General features: G+C 36.1%; 9 protein-coding genes. 7 read left to right on the forward strand and 2 right to left on the reverse strand.

All coding sequences use genetic code 11. The features are described from left to right. The first annotated feature begins 278 nt into the window (after nt 1–278). Nucleotides 279–677 (forward strand): exonuclease domain-containing protein, encoded by a 399-nt coding sequence (locus tag TYM08_RS08850; RefSeq protein ID WP_422382611.1) that lies wholly within the window; start codon nt 279–281, stop codon nt 675–677. Nucleotides 678–781: 104 nt separating this feature from the next. Here the strand turns inward: TYM08_RS08850 and TYM08_RS08855 are convergent, their stop codons facing one another. After that, the gene (locus tag TYM08_RS08855) at nt 782–1,801 is read right to left on the reverse strand and encodes a hypothetical protein (RefSeq protein WP_422382612.1); all 1,020 of its coding nucleotides are present in this window, start codon (nt 1,799–1,801) and stop codon (nt 782–784) included. Between the two features lie 252 nt (nt 1,802–2,053). Here TYM08_RS08855 and sbcB point away from each other — a divergent pair, with 252 nt between their 5' ends. The 5 genes from sbcB (at nt 2,054) to TYM08_RS08880 (ending at nt 8,324) form a co-directional block, all read left to right on the forward strand. Beyond that, nucleotides 2,054–3,502 (forward strand): exodeoxyribonuclease I, encoded by a 1,449-nt coding sequence (gene sbcB / locus TYM08_RS08860; protein ID WP_422382613.1) that lies wholly within the window; start codon nt 2,054–2,056, stop codon nt 3,500–3,502. Continuing rightward, on the forward strand, nt 3,492–4,619 hold the full coding sequence (locus TYM08_RS08865) for a CapA family protein (RefSeq protein ID WP_422382614.1): 1,128 nt from the start codon (nt 3,492–3,494) through the stop codon (nt 4,617–4,619). The genes sbcB and TYM08_RS08865 overlap by 11 nt, the downstream gene beginning before the upstream one ends. 127 nt (nt 4,620–4,746) lie before the next feature. Next, nucleotides 4,747–6,027, forward strand: a complete 1,281-nt coding sequence (locus TYM08_RS08870; RefSeq protein WP_422382615.1) for an SIR2 family protein — start codon at nt 4,747–4,749, stop codon at nt 6,025–6,027. Next, a complete protein-coding gene (locus tag TYM08_RS08875) occupies nt 6,017–7,750 on the forward strand; it encodes an ATP-binding protein (protein WP_422382616.1) in 1,734 nt (577 codons plus the stop codon). The genes TYM08_RS08870 and TYM08_RS08875 overlap by 11 nt, the downstream gene beginning before the upstream one ends. Before the next feature lie 43 nt (nt 7,751–7,793). Then, nucleotides 7,794–8,324, forward strand: coding sequence for a hypothetical protein (locus TYM08_RS08880; RefSeq protein ID WP_422382617.1), 531 nt, complete (start codon nt 7,794–7,796; stop codon nt 8,322–8,324). Between the two features lie 254 nt (nt 8,325–8,578). Here TYM08_RS08880 and TYM08_RS08885 read toward each other — a convergent pair whose 3' ends face one another. Further along, nucleotides 8,579–10,942 (reverse strand): TOTE conflict system archaeo-eukaryotic primase domain-containing protein, encoded by a 2,364-nt coding sequence (locus TYM08_RS08885; RefSeq protein ID WP_422382618.1) that lies wholly within the window; start codon nt 10,940–10,942, stop codon nt 8,579–8,581. Between the two features lie 507 nt (nt 10,943–11,449). Between TYM08_RS08885 and htpX the strand changes: the two genes are divergently transcribed. Continuing rightward, nucleotides 11,450–12,304, forward strand: a complete 855-nt coding sequence (htpX, locus tag TYM08_RS08890) for a protease HtpX (RefSeq protein WP_422382619.1) — start codon at nt 11,450–11,452, stop codon at nt 12,302–12,304. Nucleotides 12,305–12,358 lie beyond the last annotated feature (54 nt).

Below are 12,358 nucleotides of genomic sequence, written 5' to 3' on the forward strand. Positions count from 1 at the left end.
GTCCTAAGTGTCCCAAGTCGTTAAACTGGAAATAATTTAAAATTAAATTGGCAGTGTTGCCATTGTTTTGAGTATTGAGCGTTGTTATAAATAAAAATATTCAAAATTAAGTATAAAAGTGCTTAAAAGCGCTTAAAAAATACTGAATGTCCCTAAAAACACAATAAATACGCAAGTAATCAAGTTTACCTTATTCCGATAAAAGGTAAAGACACCTGATGATAACTAAGTCTTTTTAGTGGGATATATTTAGTAAAACTAACTCATTTGGAGTATGCATGAACCAACCCACTATGTTGTGGTACGACTATGAAACCTTTGGTGCCAAAGTCAGACAAGATAAACCTGCACAAATCGCGATGATTCGCACCGATTTAGATTTAAATATTATTGAAGAACCGATTAATATTTTTTGCAAGCCCGACGCGGACATGGTGCCATCTCCAATGGCTTGTTTAATTACAGGTATTTCACCACAATTAGCCAAACAAAAAGGCGTTCCCGAGCCCGAATTTGCAAGACTGATTTACGAGCAAATGATGCGTCCACAAACCTGTGTGGTCGGTTATAACTCCATTCGTTTTGATGATGAAATCGGGCGATTTTTATTTTATCGTAATTTTTTTGATCCCTATGCACGCGAGTTTAAAAATGGTAATTCGCGCTGGGACTTATGATGCGGTAAGTGAGGTCAAAGGCACGATCGAATTTGCAAAAAAAATTAAACAAGCTCAGCCTAAATTATACGAGTTTGCATTTTCAAAACACAGCAAAGATAGCATTAGTGAATTATTAAATGTCGTAAGCTTAGAGCCAGTTGTGCATCTCTCTGGTATGTTTTTTCATCTTCTGCAAAGCTTTGTAAACTTTCAAGTTCTTTGATGGCTGAGTCTGATAAATTCTCTTTAAATGTCTCAACAAATAAAAGCTGCAGAGCTTCAAAAGCCTCGTCGTTTTGATTGTCTATTAAATCAAGGCAGGCATTTTTGCAGGTTTCAATTAATTGCGTTTCTTTATCGTTATCAAATTTGCTAACGGCTTCAGCTACCGGTTCATCTGGAGTATTGCTTGGTTGAATTGGTTGCGCTTCTTGTATTTCAAAAATGGTGTTTTCACAGGCTAATTTAGCTTGATCAAATTGTTTAAGCTGAGCTTGGCTTGGATGAAAACGAGTATCTTCGTGCTCAATATGTTGTTGCCAAGTTTGAATTAATAATTCCAGTTTCGCTTCATACTGAGGGGCATAGGTACTGGTTGCTAACTTGTTGATGGATTCTAAGCTGTGTGCAACTTGATTTTGAATGTCCAGTAAGGCTTCTTTTTCTTGATTATATTGATTGACTTTTTCTTGAGCGGCTCGGTAAATGGTTTTGTCTTTACCTTTGCTTTGGCTCATTAATGTTTCAAACGATTCAATTTGACTTAAACGATTAAACGATTGAGATCTGGATTTAGCCGTAAATCCTTCTTGGGCAAATTGTAAGAATAACTTTTCATTGGCAGTGGGGCATAATTGAGATAACGCGTCGGTATTTTCAATCAATAATGCAATTTGCAACACATGCTCGATTTGTGAAATGTTTTGCTTGATTTTAATGGTGCTGATTTTACCTTCATTGCATAACATAGCGATACGGATGCATAATTGTTTTTCTTGTTTCTGACTGTTTAAGTGAATTAATTTTGAAAATAATACATCGCTGTTTTCCATTTCATTTATGGATGGTTCAGCATTTATTGGTTTTTTTGCTGCTGCGATTTCTTTAGCTTGTTTAGGTTTTTTGAAAAGTGAAAAAATCATGTAGATTGTCCTAAGTGTCCCAAGTGGTTAAACTGGAAATAAAATTTAAATAATTTCCTTTAGTGCGTGTAAACTATTTCGATTTAATATTTGGCTAAAAAGCACTTAAAAGCTTTAAAAAACCACTGATTTTCCAATAAAATACACAAGATATCAAGTTTACCTTATTCCATTAAAAGGTACAGCTGAGACTGACTCTGTACAACTTTTTAGGCGGCAAAAACGCGCATTTCTAACTCAATTGGAGTATGTATGAACCAACCCACTATGTTGTGGTATGACTATGAAACCTTTGGTGCCAAAGTCAGACAAGATAAACCTGCACAAATCGCGATGATTCGCACCGATTTAGATTTAAATATTATTGAAGAACCGATTAATATTTTTTGCAAGCCCGACGCAGACATGGTGCCATCTCCAATGGCTTGTTTAATTACAGGTATTTCACCACAATTAGCCAAACAAAAAGGCGTACCCGAACCTGAATTTGCAAGACTGATTTACGAGCAAATGATGCGTCCCCAAACCTGTGTGGTGGGTTACAACTCCATTCGTTTTGATGATGAAATCGGGCGCTTTTTATTTTACCGTAACTTTTTTGATCCTTATTCACGTGAATTTAAAAACGGCAATTCACGTTGGGACTTATTAGATGTCACTAGATTGTGTTATGCACTTCGCCCAGAAGGCATCATATGGCCAAAAGGCGACAACGACTTAACGACATTCAAATTAGATCGTTTGTGTCCTGCTAATGGCATCGAGCACGAAAATGCCCATGACGCGGTAAGTGACGTAAAAGCCACTATCGAATTTGCCAAAAAAATCAAACAAGCTCAGCCCAAACTATACGACTTTGCCTTTTCAAAACGCAGCAAACATGCGGTAAGTGAATTATTAAATGTCGGCAGTTTTGAGCCAATTGTCCATGTTTCGGGTATGTTTCCTGTTGAAAATGGTTGTTTAAGTGTCATTGTGCCATTAGCGACGAATCCTAATAATCAAAACGAAGTGATTTGCTGGGACTTAACTAAAAACTGCGATGAATTAAAATCATTAACTATTTACGAATTAAAAGTGCGTCTGTTTCAAAAAACAAGTGAGTTGCAAGAAGGTGAGCAACGCATAGGTATAAAAGGTGTACACATAAATAAGTGTCCCATAATTGCGCCAATGAATGTGTTAAACGAACAATCGGCATTACGCCTAGGCCTAAATTTACCTGCTATAAAAGCAGAGCTAGAAAAATTAAAATCCTTAAAAATTCAAAAAAAGATCATTGAATTATATTCAACGCCAGCCAAATTTGATCCGTTAGAAGCGCAACAAGATTTGTATAACGGATTTATCTCTTATGCGGATCGCGCCAAATTAAATCAATGCTTGCAGTTTGACGAACACAACTTAGCCAATCCATTGTTTGAATTTGACGATCAACGCTTAACGGATTTATTATTGTTGTATCGAGGCAAACACTACCCAAACTCATTAAAACAAGACGAAGTGGTTAAATGGCGTAAGTACTTAATACAAGCATTTAACCAAAGTGACGTAGGCTCAAGTTTAAGTATTGAACAAGCCTTACAAGAAACCATCGAACTAAAAGCATTGCATCCTGACGTAACCGTTTTGGATGAAGTATTACAATATTTAGATACCTTGCAAATTCAACGAGCGGAAATTTTAAACCATGCAAACTAACCCTATTTTAACGATTCTGTGTGTCGCTCAACTTGTATTAGTAGGTTGTCAAACCACTCAAGTTCAACAAAAAGTAGAGCCTGAAATAGAAGCCATTACGCCAGATGTTCAAGAACCTCAAAAACCATTAGTGATTGTCACGCCAACAGTGGAACCCAAAACCATCACCCTAGGTTTTGTGGGTGACATTCTTTTAGCAGGCTCTGCAAAAAATACGTTAGTTAAAAATGGCTATGACTTTCCATTTGTGAATTTACAATCCACATTAGATCAAAGCGATATATTATTTGGAAACTTAGAAGGGCCGTTAACCAACTTTGATGAAATCTACATCGAAAAAACCTACGCCTTTCGCTCAGACCCACAACCAACTGCCCAAGCATTATCCAAAGCAGGCTTTGATGTCGTCAGCCTAGCCAACAACCATGCACTGGATTATGGCTGGCAAGGATTAAGTGACACACAAAACGTATTAGATGAAGTTAACATTCAATACGTAGGGGCAGGGGCAAATAAAACAGAAGCAAGAGCGCCGGTTATTATTGAAAAAGAAGGCATTAAAATAGGCTATTTAGCGTACAACAATACCTTCCCAAAAGAGTTCTGGGCAACCGATGAAAGCTTTGGTGTGGCATACGGTAAACAATCGGAATTTTTACAAGATATAAAAAAGCTTGCCTTAATCAGTGACATTCAAATCATATCGTTTCACTGGGGCGTAGAAGGCAGCACCAACTTACGCGGCTACCAAACCGACTTTGCTAGAGCCGCCATAGATGCAGGGGCCGACATAGTAGTAGGGCATCACCCTCATGTGTTACAAGCCATCGAAAAATACAACGATGGTTTAATTTTATATTCAATTGGTAACTTTACCTTTGGTACATACGGTCGATTGGCGCAAACATCGGGCATGTTTAATGTTGAAGTGACTAAAGAGGAAGTGGTTTCAATGAATATGACGGGTATTAATATTTATAATAAAGACGTGCATTTTCAGCCTACTTTGTTGGGTGAAGATGAGATGCAGAGTTTGTTTGATCAGTTGGATGGGTTGAGCTTGCCGCTGGGGACTGAGTTGGGGTTGGTTGAAGGGAAGTTGGTATTAGGGTTTTGATTTGAAATTATTAGAAGTTAAAACTTACTATTATTTATTTGGTCACTAAGTCTGATGGAATATTAGATTCTAAAGCCATTTTATAAATGAGAGTTTACTTTGTAAATTTATTAAAGGGTGACAATATATGGAAACTGAAAAAGACATTAACTTAGAATGTGATCTAGCTTTTTTAAAGCCAGGTACTACTAATTGGCAGGCGCTAACAGATGGAACTTTATTGTTTTTGAAGGAGCCCAAATTAGAGGCAACCAGAGAGCTTGATAGTGACGAAAAGAATCAAGTGAAAAAGAATAAACAACATTTAAATGACATACTTTTGAAATCCTTGCAGTTGCCTAATTTATCATTTTTTGCGGGTAGTGGCACTTCATTGGGGGAAGTGGGTGGTCCTAGTATGTGGGATCTTTGGGAAAAAGCAATGCTCGAAGTTAACTTTATTGATGATGCTATTGGCAATAAAAGAATTACGAAAGATGCTCAAGAAGTTTTAGATTTAGTTAAATACTCAGAAATGCAAAATCCAAATATTGAGCATTTTTTATCTAAATGTGATGCATACCTTTCATTTAATGAAGATGATCAAATCGTTAGTGCTTTTCTTAACAAGGTTAAAAAAATAATTTTGGATGAATGTTCCTCATTTTTAAGTTCGCAAACTAATGATATTTCTGCGTATCAAAGTTTATTGCAAAAATTAGCTCGCCGAAGAGTACGAGATCCCCGTCTTAAAGTATTTACAACTAATTACGATATGTGTTTTGAAACGGCCGCTTCTAATTTAGGAATGATGGTAGTTGATGGGTTTTCTTATACAAGAACTCGCCGTTTTGATGGGAGTTATTTTAATTATGATGTAGTAAGAAGGGAGAGCGAAGATCATGAATTTATTGAAGGTGTGATGCATTTATATAAACTTCATGGGTCAGTTAGTTGGGAACGAAAAGGCAATGATATTATAGAATCTAGTTCACCAGAACCTGATAAGGCTGTTTTGATTTATCCAGCCAAAGGTAAGTATCAACAAGCATTTGTTCAGCCTCATTTAGAGCTATTATCTCGATTTTTAGAGTCCCTTAGAAAGCCAAATACATGTTTAATATTGGCTGGATTTGGCTTTAATGATGATCATTTATCTGAACCTATAATTTCGGCAATAAAATCTAACCCTAGTTTGAAATTGATAATCGCTGATTTTAAAGCTTATGAAAATATTACATCTCCATCTTCAAAAGTAAGCCCATATTGGACAGAACTGTCGCAATTGGCTCAGCAAGGTTACGATATCCATTTTATTAATGGATCATTTAATAAGTTTGTTTCTTTAATACCTCATTTAAGGTCGCTTACACCAGCAGAACAACTAGCTAAAGCAGTGAAGCAACAGGTAAATAATTATGGATCTTAATAAACATTTTACAGATTCAGGGATATTACGAAATGAACTGAGAGTAGGTGTAGTATCAACTGTGACTGCTCAGGGTGTTAAAATTAACCTTGCTCATGCAGGTGATGTAAGTGGGAGTTATATTAATGGGGCAAGATATGGACGAGGTGAGGTGGGTGAGCTCCTTTTAATTGAAGGTCAACAAACAATATCTTTAGGAAGACTTACTGAGGTCTGTTTGCCAGATAGAGATAGGTCTGAACTTTCTCAAGACTTTAATGGTGCAAGTCAAATTGATGCGATTGGTTTTGTACAATTATTAGGTTCAATAAATATTGAACATTTAAAAATTCAAGCTGGAGTAAGCTCATACCCAAGGCTTGGTGATCGAGTTTTTTCTGCACCAAGTGAATTTATCAGTGCATTACCCGAGTTAATGAATGGTGGGATTACTGATGAAAATAATTCGAAAATAACTATTGAATTAGGAGAGGTAACAGGTGAAACGGGTAGTAAAATTCGTGTTACACCAGAAAAACTATTTGGACGACATTGTGCAATTCTAGGATCGACAGGTGGTGGTAAAAGTTGGACTACAGCAAAAATAATTGAAGAATGTTCTAAATATAAAAACTCTAAAGTGATTATTCTTGATGCAACGAGTGAGTATCGAAGTTTAAATTCTAAATATACAGAGCATTATCATTTAGGTGATCCTATTCATAAGCATCCGAAATCGAAAGAAGTTTGTATACCACCTACTGATTTTGTTGAGTCGGATTTTATTGCGATGTTTGATCCAGCAGGTAAAGTGCAGGGGCCAAAATTAAGAGAAGCAATTAAAAGTTTACGGCTTGTTATGTTGGCACCGGAAATATTTCCAGATGGGTACATTAAAAAAATAAATGAACCTAAAGAACATTACCGATTAGCATTGAGAAAAAATAATAATGCTAAACTAGTCGATGATCCATCACAACCATTTAATATTTCAATGTTAAATAAACAAATTCAAGAAGAATGCTGTTATCCAGAAGATTTTAAAAAAACTGGAAGATTATGGGGAGGGGAAGATGGTAGTGTTGCTTTTTGTTCTTCTTTGTTTACAAGGATTTTATCTGTTACACATTCGGAATCACTAAAATCTGTATTCAATGTAAAGCCTAGTGTTGAAAAATTAAGTGAGGTACTTGATAGTTTTTTTGAAGGTGAGCTAACTGTATTAAGATTGTGTTTAAGTGATGTAAGTTATCAATTTTATGCTAGGGAAGTGCTGGCTAATGTGGTTGGAAGGAAGCTCTTATCATTAGCGCGAAGTGAAAAATTTCGAGATAAGCCAGTTTTAGCAATAATCGACGAAGCGCATAATTTTTTAGGTAAAAGAATTGGATCTGAAGATCATTCAGCTAAACTTGACTCGTTTGAAATTATTGCTAAAGAAGGGCGTAAATATGGATTGAATATTTGTTTGGCTACGCAAAGACCACGAGATATCACTGAAGGAGTTCTTAGCCAAATGGGTACACTTTTAGTTCATCGATTGACAAATGACCGAGATAGAGAAGTTGTAGAGCGAGCTTGTGGTGAAATAGATCGTTCATCCGCATCTTTTTTACCCAATTTAAAACAAGGTGAAGTAGCGCTTATAGGTGTAGATTTTCCAATACCAATGACAATACAAATGGATAAACCATTAAATCCACCAGAATCAGACGGGCCAAGTTTTCAGAAAATTTGGGAATAAAATATAGTTATAAATATTTAATAATAATTACTAAGGTGGATTTATGGGTGTAATAATGACAGTTTTTCTAGGTGCGCTGGGTAGTGTACTTGCTTCCTTATTAATAATTTATTTTTTGTACAATATCAGGCCAAAAATTTCCATCTCACCTTTAATAGCTTGTAGCTCAAAAGAAAAAGGTGACACTACTTTTAAGATTAAAGTGATTAATAAAACTACAAGAAAAGTCATTGATTTAAAAGGTGAATTAACATTAGTTAAACCAATTAATAGACCTGAAGGTATTGGAAAGAGTTTGACTAATATACCATTGAAAACTGAAAGTTTATTAGAATTATCAGAATGCGGTGTTTCAGATGAATTTAGTGATTTTGCATTTCATTTTATGACGACTTGTGATTTACATAAAGTATGGGGTGATGATGCGGGTGAATATTTAAGATTTAGAATTAAAGCATCCGATTCTTTAAGTAATCATACATGTGTTTTTACAAAAGTTTATCATAATAAAAGTACATGCATAGTTAACGGTATTTCTTCTAAAGGAGATACATTGGAAGTGGCTGTTTATTAAAATAACAGTGTCGAGGGTTATGAGACCAATAGGGTAAGCGTAAAACCAAAATAATAAATCAAGCCAGTGCCGCTCAAGTTACTGGCTTTTTTTATGTCTAAATTCTATTTGTTTTTTCTGTGTCATACTGTCATCAACAAGGTGGCACGTTAGCAAACTAATCAAGACAGACACACAAGTGGCCTGATTTAGATTGTTATGAATGTCTAAGTTGGCTTGTTCTGGTTAATATTTTTTATTAACCGTAATTGGAATTACAATAAACGTTGATTCACAAGTTCTAAATCATCCTCAAATATCACAGCATACCCCATAGTCTTATAACTCTTTTCACGCTTTTTAAACATTCGATCTAACATAGGTAAATGACAATCCACATAGTCATGAATGGTCACTGATTCTTTACCTGCAATTTCCCTATGAATTCTACCCGCGTATTGAGCTAAAGTGCCTTTCCATGCAATAGGCATAGCTAAAAATAATGTATCGAGTCTGGGTAAGTCAAAACCTTCGCCTACGTATTTACCTGTAGCGACTACCACTTTTGCGGTTGCTAATTGCTCTTCTGCTTTTTTACGTTCGGCTACACGCATGGCGCCTTTTAATACAACACAGCTGATGCCTTGCTCTAAAAGCATAGTGTTAATAATTTCTGCATGCTCTCGTCGCTCAGTTAATACCAGTGGCTGTTTTGTTTGTTTTACACTTTCTAAAACATCTTGAACGATTTGTTCAGTACGATTTTTGTTTTCTAATATCCAACGATAAGCATCTGAAATTTTTGGGCGTTGTTCTGGGTCTAATAATGATTCTGGAGGTTGATCGTAAAGTTTGTGAATGATCACGTCTTGTTCGAACTTTTCATGATGGTCATTCTTAACTTTGTGTCGAATAGGACCTGCACACATGAATATTATTTTTTGCTGTCCATCTTGCCTTTCTGGGGTAGCGGTAAGGCCTAATACGTATTTTGCGCGTATTTCATTGATTACCATTTCAAAGCGTGGGGCGCTAATGTGGTGACACTCATCTATGATTACCTGTCCATAATCTTGCACAATATCTGAAATACTGTTGTCTTTTTTATTGATTAAACTTTGGTAGGTAGCAATATCGATAACACTACTTGGTTTTTTCTTGCCTCCACCAATGATACCAATTTGAATCTCAGGTAAAAACGTTTGGATGCGCTCTTGCCATTGATCAAGTAATTGTCGGCTATGAATCAATATTAATGTGTTTGTTTTTCGTTTTGCAATCAGTGCGATGGCGGTGACTGTTTTACCAAATGCAGTGGGTGCATGAAGAACTCCAGTGTCGTGTTTACTTATTATATTTACTGCATTTTGTTGATTTTTTCTCAGTGTGAATAATGGTTTTAGTGATTTAAGCGTGACACCACTGTTACGTTTATCATCGAATTCAATATCGATTTTATTTTCTGTTAATAATGCTATTGCTTCATCTAGGCAACCACGTGGAATGGATAAATAACCCTGTTCAATTCGTGCGCAAGAAATAATGCGTGGGATGCCATGAGTAGAAAACCGTAAAGCTTGAGTTTTAAAGAAAACTGGATTTGAGAAACTGGCTAAACGTCTTAATCTGGCAATAAGCGGGCTTGGCAGTTCATGGGTCTTAAAATAAATATGATTGGCTAATGTGATGGTTATTTTGTTTGGCGGGTTGTCCAGCAGTAATGGTTTTACTTTGGCTGTTAATTCCCAAGGTTCTCTTTTCTCGATCACCTGTTGTTCATTAAATAGTTTGGCTGTAGGTGAAATTTTAGTGAGTAATTCGGTTAATATTTGAGTTGAAATAGATTCTATTTGAGAGAGGTATTGCCATTGATTGCTTATTATTTGTAAATCTTGTGATACAAAAGTGCTGTTACTAGATAATCTTGCTTCTTTTTGCAACGGTAATGCAATCAAATTACCAAAACCGCCCTCGGGCATAATATCTTGGTTGGGAAATAATCGGTCATAGGAATCAAAAGATAAATTAGGGTAAATTTCCATCGCTTTATCAAGTAGTGCAAAACCCAATAGTCTCGCGGTTTTTGCAGGTACATTTTCTTGAAAAAACACCCAAAGGTGTGCGCCATTTCCTGAACGAGATATTTCAATGCAATGAGGTATAGAGTATTTGCTACAAGCTACTGATAGCGCCTTTACTTCGTCTTGCCAGCCATCTTTGTCAAAATCAGCGGCTAGAAAATAACATGAGTTGTCATGTAATAAGGGATAAATGCCGACAACTTTTTGGCCTGCTAAATGTTGGTAAATGATTTGTTCATCTAACTCTGAATATTGTCGATGGTTACAATCGGAGCATTTGACTCTTGGTTTATTGCAAATACCTTGAATCCATTCGTTATTGCAAGCTACTGAATAACCACTTCGACCTTGTTTGTTTTGCCAGCGAGTGGCGAAAATGTCGCTACGGCCACGAAACAAGTTTCTGAATATGGTGATTTTTTGATCTGTAGAAAATGATTCCGTACTTGGGATTATTTCATTTGTGTTGAGTAGATTTTCTTTGATGGCGAGTAATTGTTCTTGTTCTTTCTCCAATTGCTCTAAACGAATATTGATACTGTCGATGGTGTGATTCATATAGTATCCAGTCGAGAAATTGAAATAATGAATGGTTTGCAGATATTCTAATTATAAGGCAAACAGCTAAAACAGGCATTTACTTTTAATTATTCTTAATCGAAGACCAATGGGGGTCAGAGTAAAATCAAAATAATAAATCAGCCTGTACGTCTCAAGTTACTGGCTTTTTTGTGTCTAAATTCCATCGCTATTTTCTATGTCATACTGTCACCAATAGGATTTCTGGACTTGTAGAAAAACTAAAATTGTCGAAGGTTTTCTTAAAGTTGAAATTACACTCATAAATATAATTGAGGGCACCAACGACCCATTTGTATACAGTTGATCAAAAATATACCAATTATTAAATTACCTAACCCCACGAAAAAAACCAAACTACTCAGAATAAAACATTCAATTTCCACCTTATAAGTCACCCTTAAAAATCATGACTTCCAGCCAATTGTAAATCCAAAATAAAAACCAATACTATGCCTGTCATTAATCAAAAGTAGTAAAGTAAAAATGAACAGAATATTCTTATTTTTAGCCACAAACCTAGCGGTAATGTTTGTGTTTGGTATTTTTGCCAGTATTGTCATGCCTTTGTTGGGGATTCAAAGTGATGGTTTAGGCGGATTGTTTTTGATCTGTTTGTTGTTTGGAATGGGCGGCAGTTTTATTAGTTTGCAACTGTCTAAATGGTTGGCCAAACGCAGTGTAAATGGACAGGTTATTAATGATTCAAACGAACGCCAAGCACAAGATTTAGTTCGTCGAGTGCAAAAATTAGCAGATAACGCGGGTATTCCTATGCCTGAATTAATGGTGTATCACTCACAAGATGTAAACGCATTTGCAACTGGTCCTAGTAAAAACAATGCATTAGTGGCAGTAAGTTCTGGGTTGTTAAATAAAATGAGCGATCAAGAAGTGGATGCGGTGTTGGCCCATGAAATTAGCCACGTTGCTAATGGTGATATGGTGACACTGACATTAATTCAAGGGGTGATGAATACCTTTGTGATGTTCTTTGCGCATATTGTGACGGGCATTATTGATAACTTTTTTCGAAATTCACAGGGTGAGGGCGGGTTAGGATTTTTTGTAAGATTTATTGTTGTGTCTGTTTTACAAACGATCTTTGGTATTGGTGCGTCAATTATTGTGAATTGGTTTTCAAGAAAACGCGAATACGCTGCTGACAAAGGCGCAGCAAATTTAGTGGGCGCAGCGTCAATGATTGCTGCGCTTGAGCGATTAAAAGGTGGCGTTGAATCTGACCTTGAAGGTGAGATGGTGGCGTTTGGGATTAAAGGTAAGTTAGGTTTATTTGCTACTCACCCAAGTCTGGATGATCGTATTCAGGCGTTGCGTTAATTACGAATAGGAAAATCATTTAAGCCAGTCATTTTTTAGTGCTGGCTGTTTTAT

The organism is Marinicellulosiphila megalodicopiae (assembly GCF_045862395.1).
Taxonomy (GTDB): Bacteria; Pseudomonadota; Gammaproteobacteria; order Pseudomonadales; family Natronospirillaceae; genus Marinicellulosiphila; species Marinicellulosiphila megalodicopiae.